17 protein-coding genes are annotated in these 16513 nt (G+C 68.7%); 8 read left to right on the forward strand and 9 right to left on the reverse strand.

Annotated elements, in window-relative coordinates; genetic code table 11:
• Positions 1-166: 166 nt before the first annotated feature.
• Positions 167-487 carry a DUF3579 domain-containing protein gene (locus SB786_RS31200; RefSeq protein ID WP_006762342.1) on the reverse strand — a complete coding sequence of 107 codons (321 nt, stop codon included), beginning with the start codon at positions 485-487 and terminating at the stop codon, positions 167-169.
• 411 nt (positions 488-898) lie between these two features.
• Between SB786_RS31200 and argF the strand changes: the two genes are divergently transcribed.
• Positions 899-1828, forward strand: a complete 930-nt coding sequence (gene argF, locus SB786_RS31205; protein ID WP_410730824.1) for an ornithine carbamoyltransferase — start codon at positions 899-901, stop codon at positions 1826-1828.
• A 120-nt stretch (positions 1829-1948) separates the two neighbouring features.
• On the opposite strand, the gene murB is transcribed toward argF, so the two are convergent.
• Complete coding sequence (murB, locus tag SB786_RS31210) at positions 1949-2998, reverse strand: UDP-N-acetylmuramate dehydrogenase (RefSeq protein ID WP_410730825.1); 1050 nt, start codon at positions 2996-2998, stop codon at positions 1949-1951.
• 136 nt (positions 2999-3134) lie between these two features.
• On the opposite strand from murB, the gene SB786_RS31215 reads away from it, so the two are divergent.
• Entirely contained in the window at positions 3135-3620 is a 486-nt protein-coding gene (locus tag SB786_RS31215; protein WP_006762345.1) for a YajQ family cyclic di-GMP-binding protein, read from the forward strand.
• An 84-nt stretch (positions 3621-3704) separates the two neighbouring features.
• Here SB786_RS31215 and plsY read toward each other — a convergent pair whose 3' ends face one another.
• The gene (plsY, locus tag SB786_RS31220) at positions 3705-4343 is read right to left on the reverse strand and encodes a glycerol-3-phosphate 1-O-acyltransferase PlsY (protein ID WP_410730826.1); all 639 of its coding nucleotides are present in this window, start codon (positions 4341-4343) and stop codon (positions 3705-3707) included.
• A 182-nt stretch (positions 4344-4525) separates the two neighbouring features.
• Positions 4526-5017, reverse strand: a complete 492-nt coding sequence (ybaK, locus tag SB786_RS31225; RefSeq protein WP_012364550.1) for a Cys-tRNA(Pro) deacylase — start codon at positions 5015-5017, stop codon at positions 4526-4528.
• A gap of 264 nt (positions 5018-5281) precedes the next feature.
• Here ybaK and SB786_RS31230 point away from each other — a divergent pair, with 264 nt between their 5' ends.
• Positions 5282-6850, forward strand: coding sequence for a class I adenylate-forming enzyme family protein (locus SB786_RS31230; protein WP_410730827.1), 1569 nt, complete (start codon positions 5282-5284; stop codon positions 6848-6850).
• Between the two features lie 69 nt (positions 6851-6919).
• Here SB786_RS31230 and xerD read toward each other — a convergent pair whose 3' ends face one another.
• From xerD to queG, 3 genes are all read right to left on the reverse strand, one after another.
• Positions 6920-7888 (reverse strand): site-specific tyrosine recombinase XerD, encoded by a 969-nt coding sequence (gene xerD / locus SB786_RS31235; RefSeq protein ID WP_410730828.1) that lies wholly within the window; start codon positions 7886-7888, stop codon positions 6920-6922.
• Positions 7885-8355: a methylated-DNA--[protein]-cysteine S-methyltransferase gene (locus SB786_RS31240; protein ID WP_410730830.1), complete on the reverse strand. Its 471-nt coding sequence runs from the start codon at positions 8353-8355 to the stop codon at positions 7885-7887. Before SB786_RS31240 ends, xerD begins: the two co-directional genes overlap by 4 nt.
• Positions 8356-8418: 63 nt before the next feature.
• Complete coding sequence (queG, locus tag SB786_RS31245) at positions 8419-9654, reverse strand: tRNA epoxyqueuosine(34) reductase QueG (RefSeq protein WP_410730831.1); 1236 nt, start codon at positions 9652-9654, stop codon at positions 8419-8421.
• Positions 9655-9671: 17 nt separating this feature from the next.
• On the opposite strand from queG, the gene tsaE reads away from it, so the two are divergent.
• Together tsaE and SB786_RS31255 are read left to right on the forward strand one after the other, a co-directional pair.
• Positions 9672-10223, forward strand: coding sequence for a tRNA (adenosine(37)-N6)-threonylcarbamoyltransferase complex ATPase subunit type 1 TsaE (tsaE, locus tag SB786_RS31250; RefSeq protein WP_410730832.1), 552 nt, complete (start codon positions 9672-9674; stop codon positions 10221-10223).
• Positions 10205-11734 (forward strand): N-acetylmuramoyl-L-alanine amidase, encoded by a 1530-nt coding sequence (locus tag SB786_RS31255; protein WP_410730833.1) that lies wholly within the window; start codon positions 10205-10207, stop codon positions 11732-11734. The genes tsaE and SB786_RS31255 overlap by 19 nt, the downstream gene beginning before the upstream one ends.
• A gap of 52 nt (positions 11735-11786) precedes the next feature.
• On the opposite strand, the gene SB786_RS31260 is transcribed toward SB786_RS31255, so the two are convergent.
• Positions 11787-12665, reverse strand: coding sequence for an EamA family transporter (locus tag SB786_RS31260; RefSeq protein ID WP_410730869.1), 879 nt, complete (start codon positions 12663-12665; stop codon positions 11787-11789).
• Between the two features lie 254 nt (positions 12666-12919).
• On the opposite strand from SB786_RS31260, the gene SB786_RS31265 reads away from it, so the two are divergent.
• Together SB786_RS31265 and trxA are read left to right on the forward strand one after the other, a co-directional pair.
• The gene (locus SB786_RS31265; RefSeq protein WP_410730834.1) at positions 12920-13801 is read left to right on the forward strand and encodes a pirin family protein; all 882 of its coding nucleotides are present in this window, start codon (positions 12920-12922) and stop codon (positions 13799-13801) included.
• 52 nt (positions 13802-13853) lie between these two features.
• Positions 13854-14702 (forward strand): thioredoxin, encoded by an 849-nt coding sequence (trxA, locus tag SB786_RS31270; RefSeq protein WP_410730835.1) that lies wholly within the window; start codon positions 13854-13856, stop codon positions 14700-14702.
• A 108-nt stretch (positions 14703-14810) separates the two neighbouring features.
• Here trxA and tcdA read toward each other — a convergent pair whose 3' ends face one another.
• Entirely contained in the window at positions 14811-15668 is an 858-nt protein-coding gene (tcdA, locus tag SB786_RS31275) for a tRNA cyclic N6-threonylcarbamoyladenosine(37) synthase TcdA (RefSeq protein ID WP_011657760.1), read from the reverse strand.
• Between the two features lie 127 nt (positions 15669-15795).
• On the opposite strand from tcdA, the gene pdxH reads away from it, so the two are divergent.
• On the forward strand, positions 15796-16440 hold the full coding sequence (gene pdxH, locus SB786_RS31280) for a pyridoxamine 5'-phosphate oxidase (protein WP_410730836.1): 645 nt from the start codon (positions 15796-15798) through the stop codon (positions 16438-16440).
• Positions 16441-16513: the final 73 nt, after the last annotated feature.

A 16513-nucleotide genomic window follows, 5' to 3' on the forward strand; every position in this document is an offset into this window, starting at 1 on the left:
TGCCCCCGTGTGGTCAAAGCTCGCCCCAAGCGTTACGCCGTTCGGCACATCAAAGTTCCTTAACTGAACGGCATTACCGCCTAGGCGGGCTTTTTCGCGTGTCGTCCGCGCATCGCGCCGGACGAGCACCAGACGCGGGCGCGGCATGCGCCCTCGTCCGTCGATCTCACTTCTTCTCGTTGTAGTCCGGCAACTCGCACGCCTCGGTGACGACGAGGTTGTTGTCCTTCGCGAAATTCAACACGAAATCGAACGCCATCGGCTCGATGTCGCGCAGCCGGGAATCGAGGATCACGCATTTCAGGTCGCCGAGCATCGTCGGGCGCACGTACAGCGAATATTTCAGGCGCGCGTTCGGCCCGCTCGCACCGGGCCCGAAGCAGGCCATCACGCCGGCCAGACGCTCCGACCAGTCGCTCGGGCGAAACTTTTTCCCGTCTTTCGTGATGCCCTGGATGAAGAATTCGGTCGGAGGGGTTTCAGCCATGTGGTTACCCAAGTGACGGCCCGGCGATGTCCAGGCGACGGCGCCTGGATACGCGAACACAAAGCTGGAGTGGACGACACACGCGCTTCGATATCCCAAAAACAGGCCGTCGATGCGTGCCGCCGGCGCGCCGCACCGGATGTGTGCAGCGCATGGCTTGTGTCCGGCAGGGCGCGAAAAGCCTTGCCTGCCGGGCTGGAGAAAACTTTTGAATTATACCGCAGCGCGCCATCGCGCGTCGTCTCGCCGTCCCTCTTCCGGCGTCCTCCAGCAGGCGCCACGAGGCCGCCCCGGTTTGTGTCGCGGCTCGTCAAAGCACAGAAAATCCTTTATGCTGCTTTGAAGTTATCCACACCCGACGGCAGCGGCGTCCGGCTCCGCAGCCGGCTCCAACCCGCCGTATTTCGTTTCATGACCGCCAAAACCATTCGTCACTACCTGCAGTTCAAGGATTTCTCGCTGGAAGACTACGAGTACGTGCTCGAACGCACGGGTATCCTGAAGCGCAAGTTCAAGAACTACGAGACCTATCACCCGCTGCACGACCGCACGCTCGCGATGATCTTCGAGAAGAGCTCGACGCGCACGCGGCTGTCGTTCGAAGCCGGCATCTTCCAGCTCGGCGGCCACGCGGTGTTCATGAGCACGCGCGACACGCAGCTCGGCCGCGGCGAGCCCGTCGAGGATTCCGCGCAGGTCATCTCGCGAATGGTCGACATCATCATGATCCGCACGTTCGAGCAGGACGTGATCACGCGCTTCGCGCAGAACTCCCGCGTGCCGGTGATCAACGGCCTGACCAACGATTACCACCCGTGCCAAGTGCTCGCCGACATCTTCACGTACTACGAGCACCGCGGCCCGATCGCCGGCAAGACGGTCGCGTGGGTCGGCGATGCGAACAACATGCTGTACACGTGGATCGAAGCCGCGCAGATCCTCGGCTTCCAGCTGCGCCTGTCGACGCCGCCCGGCTATGCGCTCGACATGAAGCTCGTGTCGCCGGACAGCGCGCCGTTCTACGAAGTGTTCGACGATCCGAACGAAGCGTGCAAGGGCGCCGATCTCGTGACGACCGACGTGTGGACGAGCATGGGCTTCGAGGCCGAGAACGAAGCGCGCATGCAGGCGTTTGCCGACTGGTGCGTCGACGAGGAAATGATGGGCCACGCGAACGCGGACGCGCTCTTCATGCACTGCCTGCCCGCGCACCGCGGCGAGGAAGTGACGGCCGGCGTGATCGACGGCCCGCAGAGCGTCGTGTGGGACGAGGCGGAAAACCGCCTGCACGTGCAGAAGGCGCTGATGGAGTTCCTGCTGCTCGGCCGCCTGAAGCACTGAACGCAGCACTCGCGCGCCGCCCGAATTCGGCGGCATGCGAAAAAAAGCGCCGATCGATGATCGGCGCTTTTTTGTTTGCGCGGGCGAAAGCGCATGAAAGGTGCGGCACGAACGCCCGCGTTACACGCACACCGGCTCGGGTTCGAGCTCGACGCCGAACTGCTTGCGCACGTCGTCCTGGATCGCGCGCGCCAGTGCGAGCACGTCGGCGCCCGTCGCACCGCCGCGATTGACCAGCACGAGTGCCTGACGGTCGTGCACGGCTGCCGCGCCGAGCGTGCGCCCTTTCCAGCCGCAGCGGTCGATCAGCCAGCCGGCCGCGAGTTTCACCTGGCCGCCCGGCTGCGGATACGACACGACGTCCGGCACGCGCGCGCGCAGCGTTTCGAACCGCGCGGCGTCGATCACCGGATTCTTGAAGAAACTGCCCGCGTTGCCGAGCTCGAGCGGATCGGGCAGCTTTGCGCGGCGGATCGCGACGACCGCGTCGAACACGTCGCGCGGCGTCGCCGCGTCAGGCGCGACGCCGCGCGTGTCGAGCTCGCGCGTGACATCCGCGTAGCCGAGCCGCGGCGTCCAGTGCTTGGGCAGCCGGAACGTCACCGCGACGATCGCGAACCGGCCGCGCCCTTCCCGCTTGAAGAAGCTGTCGCGATAGCCGAACGCGCAGCGCGGGGCGTCGAAGCGCTCGCTGCGCCCCGTCGCGAGTTCGACGGCGACCAGCGAGTCGAAGTACGTCTTCATCTCGAGGCCGTACGCGCCGATGTTCTGGATTGGCGCGGCGCCGACGGTGCCCGGAATCAGCGCCAGGTTCTCGAGGCCCGGCATGCCGTGCTCGAGCGTCCACGCGACGAACGCGTGCCAGGTCTCGCCGCCGCCGGCCTCGACGTACCACGCGTCGTCGTCCTCGCGCACGACGCGGCGCCCGGCGATCTCGTCGAGCAGCACGACGCCGTCGAAATCGCGCGTGAACACGACGTTGCTGCCGCCGCCGAGCACGAGTTGCGGCAGGTGTGCGACGCGCGGATCGCGGTGCAGCGCCGCGAACTGCGCCGCTTGCGTGATGCGGGCGGCAAAGCGCGCGGTCGCGTCGATGCCGAACGTGTTGTGCGCGGCGAGCGGATGGTCGGGGAGCAGCGACAGGGCGGAATCGTCAGGTGGCATCGGCATTCGCGGTCACGTCCGCCGGGGCGGCACACGGCCGGCCTTGGGCAAACGCAGGGGCATCGGTAAAATGGCAAACAGTCCGCAATTATAGCGAGTGCCCGCGCGCAAGCCGGGCGCTTGCATCTCAAGGGAGAATGCCATGCCATCGTTCGACGTCGTTTCCGAAGCGAACATGATCGAAGTGAAGAACGCCATCGAGCAGTCGAACAAGGAAATTTCGACGCGCTTCGACTTCAAGGGCTCCGACGCGCGTGTCGAGCAGAAGGAGCGCGAGCTGACGCTGTTCGCCGACGACGATTTCAAGCTCGGCCAGGTCAAGGACGTACTGATCAACAAGCTCGCGAAGCGCAACGTCGACGTGCGCTTCCTCGACTACGGCAAGGTCGAGAAGATCGGCGGCGACAAGGTCAAGCAGATCGTCACCGTGAAGAAAGGCGTGACCGGCGACCTCGCGAAGAAGATCGTCAGGCTCGTGAAAGACAGCAAGATCAAGGTGCAGGCGAGCATCCAGGGCGACGCGGTGCGCGTGGCCGGCACGAAGCGCGACGATCTGCAGAGCGTGATCGCGATGCTGCGCAAGGACGTGACCGACACCCCGCTCGACTTCAACAACTTCCGCGACTGATCGACGCCGTCGACCGGCACTCCGCGCCGCCGGGCCCCGCATGCGGGATGCCCCGGCGGGCGGCGGACAGCAGCAACCCCTTCCTCAGAGCTTCCCGCCGTCCTGCGCGCCGCCGTCGGCCGCGGCCTTCTTCTTGTCGCCGATCCGGCTTTCCTGCCCCGCCAGCAGCTTCGAGATGTTGCCACGGTGACGCCATACGAGCAGCACGCTCATCGCGAGCACGGCCCACGCGACCGGGTTGTGGCCCGTGCCGAACAGGAACACGTCGAACAGCGGCGCGAACACCGCCGCCACCAGTGCCGCGAGCGACGAATAGCGGAAGAAGAACGCGACGATCAGCCAAGTCAGCGCGGTCGCGAGCCCGAGCACCGGGTGCACCGCGAGCAGCACGCCGGCCGCGGTCGCGACGCCCTTGCCGCCCTGGAAGCGGAAGAACACCGGATACAGGTGGCCAAGGAACACGGCGATCGCGACCCACGCAACGGCGACGTCGGGCAGCCCGAAGCGCCGCGCGAGCCAGACGGCGAGCCAGCCCTTGAACGCGTCGCCGACGAGCGTCAGGATCGCGGCCTTCTTGTTGCCGCTGCGCAGCACGTTGGTCGCGCCGGGATTCTTCGACCCGTACGAACGGGGATCGGCCAGGCCCATCGCGGCGCTGACGACGACGGCGAACGACACCGAACCGATCAGGTAGGCAACAAGTGCGGCGAGCAGGATCTGCATGCGGAGAACTCTTCTTTCAACGTATCGGTGAAGGGGCGGCCGGGTGCGACATGCCGGCCGGTTGCGGCAGGCGCCGTCGCGGCGAACCGCCGGCAGGCCATGGCGGCCGGCCGTGCGGGCCGACCGGCCGAAACGGCGCCCATTCTACCGAACGAGCACGGCCTGCCACGAAGGTGAAACCCTCAGTCGACGCTCGCGCACTGCACGGGCGTCGCGCCGAGCAGCGTCGTGAGCACCGCCGGCGCGAGGCTGACGAGATAGCCGCGGCGGCCGCCGTTCAGGTAGATCGTCGGCAATTCGAGGATGGTCGACTCGACATACACGGGCATCGGCTTGCGCGTGCCGAACGGCGACGTGCCGCCCACCAGGTAGCCGGAATGGCGGTTCGCGACATCAGGCTTGCACGGCTCGACGCGCTTCGCGCCGATCTGCCGCGCGAGGTTCTTGGTCGACACCGTGCGGTCGCCGTGCATCAGCACGATCAGCGGCTTCGCATGCTCGTCCTCCATCACGAGCGTCTTCACGACGCTGTGTTCGTCGACGCCGAGCTGGCGCGCCGACTCGCCGGTGCCGCCGTGCTCGACGTAATCGTACGGATGCTCGCCGAATGCGACGCCGTGGCGGCGCAGCAGCTGGGTCGCGGGTGTCTCGGACACGTGTCTGGATTTGCTCATGGCGGCATTTTAATGGCGAACGACCAGCGGGCGCGCGCCATCGCCCCCGGCGCGTGCTCGCGACGGGTTGCTGCGCGCCGGCGGTATACTCGCGGCCCTTTTTCCCGGACGGGCGCGCCGTCGCCGCAGCGCGCCCGTCCATCATCATTGCGGACTTCGCGAAGTGCCATTGCCCGAATGGCCGATTGTGGCGCGCCCGCCGCCATGGCACGATCGTTCGTAAAACTCGCCGCGCCACCGCCCGGCCCTTCTTCTGGAGACGCCATGTCCTCGCCTGCCCGCTCATCCGCGCCGCTCGACGTCGCCGCACTGCTCGCCGCGCTGCCCGGCCGCATCGCCGACGTGCCCGCCCGCTGGGCCGCGCACGCGCCCACGCATCCGGCGCTGATCGAGGACGCGCGCTGCCTGTCGTATGGCGAGCTGTCGCAAGCCGTCGATGCTGCGGCCGAGCGGCTCGCGCGCCTGGGCGTGCGCGGCGGCGATCGCGTGATGATCGTCGCGGAAAACAGCGTCGCGCAGATCGTGCTGCTGTTCGCGGTCGCGCGCGTCGATGCATGGGCGCTCGTGTCGAACGCGCGGCTGTCGGCCGCCGAACTCGATGCGATCGCCGCGCACGCGCGCCCGAAGCTGATCGCGTTCGCAACGGAAGCGTCGCCCGACGCGCGCACGCACGCGGCGCGCCACGACGCGACGCCCGCCGACGCGCTGCCGGTCGACATCGGCGCGTGGTCGCACCGCGTCGATTCGAGCGCGCCCGGCGAACCGGTGGCGGCCGACGGCGCCGCCCAATGCGCGGCGCTGATCTACACGACGGGCACGACGGGCACGCCGAAAGGCGTGATGCTGTCGCATCGCAACCTGCTGTTCATCGCCGCGATGTCGAGCACGCTGCGCCGCGTGTCGCCCAACGACGTCGTCTATACGGTGCTGCCCGTGTCGCACGTGTACGGGCTCGCGTCGGTCTGCCTCGGCAGCCTCTACGCGGGCGCGACGCTGCGGCTCGCGCCGCGCTTCTCGCCGGAGGCCGTGCGCGTCGCGCTGGCTGACGAAGGCGTGACGATCTTCCAGGGCGTGCCCGCGATGCACGCGAAGCTGCTCGAGCACCTGCACACGCACGCGCACGCGCACGCGTGGCGCGCGCCGCGGCTGCGCTTCGCGTATTCGGGCGGCTCGCCGCTCGACGCCGACCTGAAGGCGCGCGTCGAGCGCGTATACGGCGTGCCGCTGCACAACGGCTACGGGATGACCGAGAGCAGCCCTACGATCACGCAGACGCCGCTCGACGCACCGCGTACCGACTGCTCGGTCGGCGTACCGATCCCGGGCGTGGAAATCCGGATCGTCGCGCCGGACGGCACCGACGTGCCGCGGGGCGAAGTGGGCGAAATCCGCGTGCGCGGGCCGAACGTGATGCTCGGCTACTACCGCGACGCGGACGCGACGCGCGCGGCCGTGTCGCCCGACGGCTGGCTCGGCACCGGAGACCTCGCGCGCCAGGAAGCGGGCGGCTCGGTGACGATCGCGGGCCGCAGCAAGGAGTTGATCATCCGCTCGGGCTTCAACGTGTATCCGGTCGAGGTCGAACAGGCGCTGAACGCGCACCCGGACGTCGTGCAGGCGGCCGTCGTGGGCCGCGCGGTCGAGGGCAACGAGGAAGTGCTCGCGTTCGTCGAGCTGGTGCCCGGCGCGAGCGCGACCGAGGCCACGCTACAGGCTTGGTGCGCGCAACGGCTCGCGCCTTACAAGCGCCCTGCGCGGATTCGCGTGCTCGATGCGCTGCCGGCCGCATCGACGGGCAAGGTGCTGAAGCACAAGCTGCGCGAACTTGCATGACGCGAGACGCGCGGCGCCGGTCGCCTGCCGCGCATGGGCACGGCGCACGGGCCCGGCGCACGCTCCGCGCTAGCCGCGCGGATGATGCGTCGCGTGCAGCGTCTTGAGCCGCTCGCGCGCGACGTGCGTGTAGATCTGCGTGGTCGAGATATCGCTGTGACCGAGCAGCAGCTGCACGACGCGCAGGTCGGCGCCGTGGTTCAGCAGGTGCGTCGCGAACGCGTGCCGCAGCGTATGCGGCGACAGGTGCGCGCGCACGTCGGCCTGCCGCGCGTGGCGCTTGATGATGTTCCAGAACTGCTGGCGCGTCATCCCGTCGCCGCGCGCGGTCACGAACAGCGCGTCGGCCGCGCGTGCGCCGAGCAGCGCCGGCCGCGCGTCGCGCAGATAGCGCTCGATCCAGCCGTGCGCGACTTCGCCGAACGGCACGAGCCGTTCCTTCGAGCCCTTGCCCATCACGCGCACGACGCCCTCGTTGAGCCCGACCTCGACGGTCTTCAGCGTGACGAGCTCGCTCACGCGCAGCCCGCTCGCATACATCAGCTCCAGCATCGTGCGATCGCGCAGGCCGAGCGGCGTGCCGATGTCGGGTGCACCGAGCAGCGCCTCGACCTGCGCCTCGGACAGCGTCGACGGAAACCGCGCTGCCTGCTTCGCCGACGTGATCCGCAGCGTCGGGTCCGCGCTCGCGTGATGCTCGCGCACGGCCCAGCCGTAATAGCGACGGAACACCGACAAGCGCCGGTTCGACGATGTCGCCTTGCCGTCGCTGCGCGCGGCGATGTAGCCGATCAACATCGCTTCGTCGGCCGAGTCGAGCGGCGCGTCGTGCGTCACGGCCAGCCATTGCGAAAACAGCACCAGATCGCGCCGGTATGCATCGAGCGTATTGCGCGCGAGCCCGTGCTCGAGCCACAGCGCATCGCAGAACACGTCGATCGACGCGCGGCTCGCGAGCAGCGCCGGCGATGCGGCGGCCGCGTCGCTAGCGGTATCGGTGTCGGACGCGGAGTCGGGGGAAAGCAACGGTTCACTCATCGGTACGGCACGCCCTCGTGCGCCAGCAGCCAGCGCTTTACTTTCTGGTAATAGCCATTGTCGTCGTGGTTCGCGAAGCCGCCGAGGCCGCCCGCCGCGACGACGCGATGGCAAGGAATCACGAGCGGGAAATAGTTCGCGCCGCACGCCTGGCCCACCGCGCGCGGCGCGCTGCCGATCCGCTTCGCGACCTGTCCGTAGGTCAGCACCGTGCCCGGCGCGATGTCGCTGATCACGTTCCACACGCGATGCTGGAATGCGCTGCCGACGTCGGCGAGCGGTAGGTCGAAGCGCGCCGATGCGCGCTCGAAATAGCGTTCGATCTGCTCGACCGCGCGCCGCGCGAGCGGCGAGTCCGGCTCGACCGACTTGACGGAGTCGGGCAAATAGACGATCTCGCCTACCACCGTGGCATCCGTGCGGATGCCGACCTTGCCGAACGGTGCGTCGATGACTGCGTTGAACATGAACTTCTCCTCACCGGTGAAACGCGCGCCGCCGCCGCGCGCCGCCGCTACTTTACGCCGCGTTCATGCGGCACGCAGCGCCCATTCGACATGCTCGCGCACGATCGGCGACGGATCGTCGGCCCGGGCGCGCAACGCGGCGACGATCGCGTCGCGCGCATCGGGCGCGAGCCGGTCGGCCGGCGCGCGCAATGCGTTGCCGAGCCCGACCGCGAGATTGCGCAGCCAGCTTTCATGGCCGATGCGCCGGATCGCGCTGCCCTGCATCCGCGTATCGAACGTGTCGGCATCCCAGCCGAACAGCTCGACGAGCGTCGCGCGGTCGAGCCCGTGCCGCACGTCGAAATCGGCGACGGGCGCGGCCTGCGCGAACTTGTTCCACGGACACACGAGCTGACAGTCGTCGCAGCCGTACACGCGGTTGCCGATCATCGGCCTCAGCGGCTCCGGGATGCAGCCTTTCAGTTCGATCGTCAGGTACGAGATGCAGCGGCGCGCGTCGACTCGATACGGCTCGACGATCGCGCCGGTCGGGCATGCATCGATGCAGCGCGTGCAGCTGCCGCAGTGCGCGCCGGGCGTCTCGGGCGCGACGTCGGGCGCCGTTTGCGCGTCGGTCGGCAGCGGCACGTCGACGTAGATTTCGCCGAGGAAGAACAGCGAACCCGCGTCGCGCTGCAGCAACAGCGTGTGCTTGCCGCGCCAGCCGACCCCGGCCTTCTGCGCGAGCTCGACCTCGAGCACCGGCGCCGAATCGGTGAACACGCGGTAGCCGAATGCGCCGATCTCGTGCTCGATGCGCTCCGCGAGCGTCTGCAGCCGGTTGCGCAGCACCTTGTGATAGTCGCGGCCGCGTGCGTAGATCGACACGACGGCCGCCTGCGGATCGTCCAGGCGCGCGCGCTCGCGGGCACGCCAGTCGTGCGGCACGAGTGCGCCGGGGGACGCATCGGGCGCGTCGGCCGCGAGCGTCTGGGCCGGCAAATAGGCGAGTCGCGCGGAGATCACGCGTCGCGTACCGGCCACAAGTTCGGCCGGCCGCGCGCGTTTCGTCCCGTGTTTCGCCATATAATCCATTTCGCCGTGGTACCCGGCTTCCAGCCAGGCGGCGAGGCCTGCTTCGGCATCCGAGAGATCGGTATCGCTGATGCCGATCGCCCCGAAACCCAATTCGCGCCCCCACGCCTTGATGCGAGTGGCGAGCGCAGTCAACGCCGCATCATCGAGCGCGCACGGCGCCGCGCCTTCGGTACGAGTCGAAGGCCTGTCGGATGCGGCGAGTTCCGGTAATCGGTTCATCGCACTATTTTACGAGAATGCCAGCCACGTCCCATACGCGTCATGCCGACACGCTGCCCGCCCCGCTCGCGGAGCGCGTGATCGCACTCGCCGACGAAGCGGCGACCGAGGCCTTCGGCGCCCGCTTCGCGCACGCGCTCGACGCGGCGCGCGGCGAACTCGCCCGCGCGCACGCGTTCGACGGGCTGCAGATCCAACTGATCGGCGACCTCGGCGCGGGCAAGACGACCCTCGTGCGCGCGATCCTGCGCGGCCTCGGCCACCCGGGACGCGTGCGCAGCCCGACCTATACGCTCGTCGAACCGTATGCATTCGCACGCGACGATGGGGAACTCGAGGTCTATCACTTCGATCTGTATCGATTCAACGATCCGGCCGAATGGTCCGACGCGGGCTTTCGCGAATATTTCAATTCCAGCGCGGTCTGCCTCGTCGAATGGCCGCAACAGGCGGGCACCCTGCTCGGCGTGCCCGATCTGGTTTTCTCGCTCGACGTGGACGGCGACGGTCGCGCCCTCACCGTCCGGGCGTTCAGCGCTTCAGGAAAGGCATGTCTCGAAAGATGTTGATCAAACCGTTCCGCTCGATCGAATCGGCGGCCACCGCGACGCACAACTGGCGGCGCCGCCAGATCCTGCGCGCGGGCGCGTCGACGCTGGTGCTCGGTCTCGCCGCGCCGCGGCTCGCGCACGCGTCGTCGGTGCTCGGCGTGCGCGTGTGGCCCGCGCGCGATTACACGCGCGTCACGATCGAATCCGATCAGCCGCTGCAGAATAGCCAACAGCTGTTGCAGGGCCCCGACCGGCTCGTCGTCGACCTGAGCGGGCTCGATCTCGATCAGGCGCTGCGCGACCTCGTGTCGAAGATCGCGCCGAACGATCCGCAGATCCAGTCGGTGCGCGTCGGCCAGTACCAGCCGCACGTCGTGCGGATGGTGTTCGACCTGAAAGGCTCGGTGAAGCCGCAGGTGTTCACGCTGCCGCCGGTGGGCACCTACAAGTACCGGCTCGTGTTCGACCTGTATCCGGCCGTCGCGCCCGATCCGCTGTCCGACCTGATCGCGCAGACGGAACGCAAGGAACAGGCGCTCAACGACACCGCGCGCGCACAGCAGATGCAGCCGCCGACCTCGCTCGCGGGCCCGGCCGCGCCGTCGGCGCCCGCCGCGGGCGACAACACCGACGCGTTCTTCCAGCGCTTCGCGCAGAACACGCCGGCCACGCCGCGCACGCCGCCGGCCGCCGCGACGCCCTCCACGCCCGCGAAGCCGGCCGTCAAGCCGCCGCCCGTCATCGCGCGCCGCGACGACGGCGACGACGACGGCGACACCTACAAGTTCACCGCACCGAAATCCGGCAAGGGCGGCACCATGCGCCTGCTGACGGTCGCGATCGATCCCGGCCACGGTGGCGAGGATCCGGGCGCGATCGGGGGCGGCGGCACGTACGAGAAGCACATCGCGCTAGACATCGCGAAGAAGCTGCGCGCGAAGATCGACGGCGCGCCGAACATGCGCGCGATGATGACGCGCGACGCCGACTTCTTCGTGCCGCTGAACGTGCGCGTGCAGAAGGCGCGCCGCGTCGGCGCCGACCTGTTCGTGTCGATCCACGCGGATGCGTTCACGACGCCGTCCGCGCGCGGCTCGTCGGTGTTCGCGCTGTCCGACCACGGCGCGACGAGCGCCGCGGCACGCTGGATGGCGAACAAGGAAAACTCGTCGGACCTGATCGGCGGCATCAACATCAAGACGCAGGACGCGGCCGTGAGCCGCGCGCTGTTCGACATGTCGACGACCGCGCAGATCCGCGATTCGCTGCGCTACGGCGGCTACGTGCTGAAGGAAGTGGGCGGCATCAACAAGCTGCACAAGGGCTCGGTCGAGCAGGCCGGCTTCGCGGTGCTGAAGGCGCCCGACATTCCGTCGATCCTGGTCGAGACCGCGTTCATCAGCAACCCGGAAGAAGAGAGCCGGCTGAACGACGAAAGCTATCGCGACCAGATGGCCGACGCGATCTTCCGCGGCATCAAGCGTTACTTCGCCGCGAACCCGCCGCTCGCGAAGAACCGGATGGCCTGACGCACGGCCGCCTCGTCTTCCCCACCGCCGGCACGCGCTGCGTGCCGGCCCGTCACGACGCCGCGAAGCGGCGCACCAGCTTCCCGCCGAATACGTTCACCGCGAGCCCGCCCATCACGAGCGCGGCGCCCGCCAGCTGCGCGCGCGTCAGGTGTTCGTCGAGCAGCAGCGCCGACGACGCGAGCCCGACGATCGGCACCAGCAGCGAGAACTGCGCGACCTGCGCGGCCGGATAGCGCGACATCAGGTGGCTCCACAAGCCGTAGCCGAGCAGCGTCGCGACGAACGCGAGATAGACGACCGCGAAGATCGACGCGCCGTCCAGCCCGGCCAGCGCGGCGCCAATCCGCTGCGGCCCCTCGAACCACAGCGACAGCAGGAAGAACGGCACGGGCGGCACGAGGCTCGCCCACACGACCAGCGACACGAGGTTCGCGCGGCCGACCTTCTTCGTGACGATATTGCCGACCGCCCACATCGCGGCCGAGCAGATGGTCAGCAGGAAGCCGGCGAGCGTCATCGCGCGGCCGCCCTGCGCGGCGATCACGACGAGCCCGGCCGCGGCGATCGCGAGCCCGATTAGGTTCTGCATGCGCAGCCGCTCGCCAAGGAACAGCATCGCGAACACGAGCGTGAAGAACGCCTGCGACTGCAGCACGAGCGACGCGAGACCGGCCGGCATGCCGACGTACATGCCGGTGAACAGGAACACGAACTGGCCGAGCTGGATGGTCGCGCCGTACAGGATCAGCATGCGCCACGGAATCTGCGGCCGGCGGACGAAGAACACCGCGGGCACGGCCGCGAGCGTGAAGCGCAGCGCGCCGAGCAGCATCGGCGGCATGCCGTGCAGCCCGACCTTGATCACGACGAAGTTCACGCCCCATGCCAGGATCACGACCAGCGCGAGCAGCAAGTCCTTCGGGGCCATCATCGGTGTCTCCTCGTTTTGAATGATTGTTCCGAAGCGGCTCAGTCTACCGGGTTTCGCCGCCCGGCCCGATACCCGCGCGGCGCGCATGGAATCGGCCGCGGGCGCAGCCGCGCATCGACCGGAAAGCCGCATTGTGCGTGCCCGCTGCCGCCGGCACCGCCGGCCGGCGCATCGCCATGCCCGGTGCGCGCGTCGCCATCGCGCCGCCAGTACAATGACCGGCATCCCCGCCGTTCGCCACGAGGCCTGTCATGACCGAACCGATCAAAGCCTTGCTGAAGCCGCACATTCGCGACATCGGCAACCTGCAGGTGCGCCGCACACTGCCCGCACTCGCCGCACGCCTCGTCGGCCCGTTCATCTTCTTCGATCACATGGGGCCCGCGGCGCTGCCGGCCGGCACGGGGCTCGACGTGCGCCCGCACCCGCATATCGGGCTCGCCACCGTCACCTACCTGTTCGACGGCGCGATCCTGCACCGCGACAGCCTCGGCTCGCGGCAGGAGATCGTGCCGGGCGACGTGAACTGGATGACGGCCGGCCGCGGCATCGTCCACTCGGAGCGCACGCCGGACGCGCAGCGCGCGAGCGGCCATACGGTGCACGGGATCCAGACCTGGGCCGCGCTGCCCGTCGCTCACGAGACCACCGAGCCGTCGTTCGAGCACCATGCGGCCGACACGCTGCCCAGGCGCAACGAAAGCGGCGTGACGCTGACGGTAATCGCCGGCGACGCGTTCGGCCTGCGCTCGCCCGTCACGACGTTCTCGCGCACGCTGTACGTCGCCGCCGAATTCGCGGCCGGCGGCCGCCTCGAACTCGACGCGTCGCACGAGGAGCGCGCGGTGTACGTGGTCGACGGCGACCTGACCATCGACGGCACGCCGGTGCCGGCCGAGCAGATGGCCGTGCTCACACCGGGCGCGACGGTCACGCTCGCGAGTGGCAACGGCACGCGCGCGATGTTGCTGGGCGGTGACAAGATCGACGGCGAACGCTTCATCGAATGGAATTTCGTCGCCAGCAGCCGCGACGCGATCGAGCGCGCGAAAGCGGCGTGGACGAACCAGGAAATGGGCAAGGTGCCCGGCGAAACCGAGTGGATTCCGCTGCCCGAATCGAAGCCGCGTTGAAAAAGGCGCGCGCCGCCCCCATCCTGACGACATTCGACTGAAAGAGAACGACATGGACACCACGCTTGCCACTTTCGAGAAAGACGTCATCGAGGCGTCGCTGGACGCCCCCGTGCTGGTCGACTTCTGGGCGCCGTGGTGCGGCCCCTGCAAGACGCTCGGTCCGCTGCTCGAAAAGCTCGAAGCCGACTACCAGGGCCGCTGGAAGCTCGTGAAGGTGAACGTCGACGAGAACCAGGAGCTCGCCGCGCACTTCCAGACGCGCAGCATCCCGCACGTGATCGCGTTCGCCGACGGGCGCCCGGTCGACCAGTTCATCGGTGTGCTGCCGGAAGGCCAGTTGCGCGCGTTCCTCGACCGGCTGCTGCCGGCGCCCGAGGAAGCCGAACGCCGCGCCGCGCAATACGCGATCGCCGAGTCGCGCTACGACGATGCGCTCACCCACCTCGAGGCGGCGCTCGCGCTGAACCCCGGTTTCGACGATGCACGGCTCGGCCTGATCGAACTGCTGCTCGCGAACAACCAGGTCGATGCCGCGCGCACCGAGGCCGAGCGCCTGTCGCCGCAGACCGTGCAGGGCGCCGATCCGCGCTACCAGGCGATCAAGACCCGTTTCGATGCGCTCGACGCCACCGCCGACCTGCCGCCGACCGACGCGCTCGAAGCGCGTATCGCGGCGAACCCGGCCGATCTCGACGCACGCTTCGACCTCGCGCAGAGCCTGATCGCGCGACGCGCATACGAAGGCGCGCTCGAGCAGTTGCTGGAAATCGTGTTGCGCGACCGCGCGTATGGCGACGATCTTGGCCGCCGCACGATGCTGTCGGTGTTCGAAATGGCGGGCGACAGCCCCGAGCTCGTCGCCGCGTGGCGGCGCAAGCTGAGCATGGCGCTCAACTGACGAACGGGCGACCGGGCTGCAATGGCCCGGCTGCCGCGCCATCGCGCGCGGCGGATCTGCCGCGCCGCGGCAGCGCAGCACGCTTCCGCGCGTCGCTCGATTTCCCGATCAGCCCGCGGCCCGCGCCGCGAGCGCGCGCAGCGCATGCGCGGCGGCCGCGAAACCGAAGCTCGCGGTCACGCACACGCTGGAACCGAATCCCGCACAGTTGAGCCCCGCGACATGCGCGGCCGTGGACGGCTCCGCGCCATCCTCGATGTCGCAAGCGGCCGCTTCCGGATAGATCAGCGGCTCGTCCGAATACACGGCGCTGACCTTGAAGCGCGCCTTCGGCCCGCGCGGAAAGCCGTGCTGCTTGCGCAACTGCGCGCGCACCTTCGACAGCAGCGGATCCTGGATCGTCAGCGCGAGATCGTCGATCCGGATGCGCGTCGGGTCGAGCTGCCCGCCCGCGCCGCCGACCGTGACGAGCGGCTGCCCTTTCGCGACGCACCACGCGATCAGCGCGACCTTCGTACGCACGCTGTCGATCGCGTCGATCACGTAGTCGAAGCCGCCGCCGAGCAGCGCGTCGAAGTTGTCGGGTTCCACGAAATCCTCGATCCGGTTCACGCGGCACGCGGGATCGATAAGCGCGATCCGCTCGGCCATCGCATCGACCTTCGGCTTGCCGTAATTGCCGTCGAGCGCGTGAATCTGCCGGTTCGTGTTGCTTTCCGCAACGTTGTCGAGATCGATCAGCGTCAGCGTGCCGATCGCGCTGCGCGCGAGCGCCTCGGCCGTCCACGAACCGACGCCGCCGATGCCGATCACGGCGACGTGCGCGCGCTCGAACGCAGCGAGCGCGGGGGCGCCGTACAACCGCGCGATGCCGCCGAAACGGCGTTCGCGATCCACGTCAAGCTGGATTGTCGGGCTCGGGGTAAGATCAGAAGAACTGGGCGGGGCAGCGTCGGGGGCGGACATGGCAGCAAGGAAAACGTAAGCGTACAGCCCTCTATTTTGCCTGAACTCGCCGCCCACACGCGCCGCCGTGCACGCACGATTCTCGCGCGTTCGCTATACTGGCCCCGGATTGAAGCGTTTGCATAACATGACAACTCTCGCCGATCTTCGCATCAACTATTCGCGTGCTTCACTCGATGAAGCCGATGCCGCCCCCGACCCTTTCGCCCAGTTCGATCGCTGGTTCAAGGAGGCGCTCGCCGCCAAGCTTCCCGAGCCGAACACGATGACGCTCGCCACCGTCGGCGACGATGGCCGGCCGTCGGCCCGAATCGTGCTCATCAAGGGTGTGGACGAACGCGGGTTTGTCTTCTTTACCAATTACGAAAGCCGCAAGGGCCGCGATCTCGCCGCCCATCCGTACGCGGCGCTGCTGTTCTACTGGATCGAGCTCGAGCGCCAGGTGCGCATCGAAGGCCGGATCGAGAAAACCAGCGCCGACGAAAGCGACCGCTATTTCGCGTCGCGCCCGCTCGGCTCGCGCATCGGTGCGTGGGCGTCCGAGCAGAGTGCCGTGATCGACAGCCGCGCGACGCTCGAAGCGCGCGAGAAGGCCGTGGCCGAACGCTACGGCGAGAATCCGCCGCGCCCGCCGCAGTGGGGCGGCTATCGCGTCGTACCCGACGCGATCGAGTTCTGGCAGGGCCGCCCGTCGCGGCTGCACGATCGCCTGCTCTACACGCGCGACGCCGCGGCGGCGCCGGGCTGGACCATCTCGCGCCTGTCGCCGTAAGCCAGGCTGCGGCAGCGGCGCCGGCGCATGCCGGTCGTGTCTCGTGTTGCATCCGGGCGCGCGCCTCGCGAGG

Origin of the sequence: Burkholderia sp. SIMBA_062 (assembly GCF_046534765.1) — a bacterium.
Taxonomy (GTDB): domain Bacteria; phylum Pseudomonadota; class Gammaproteobacteria; order Burkholderiales; family Burkholderiaceae; genus Burkholderia; species Burkholderia ambifaria.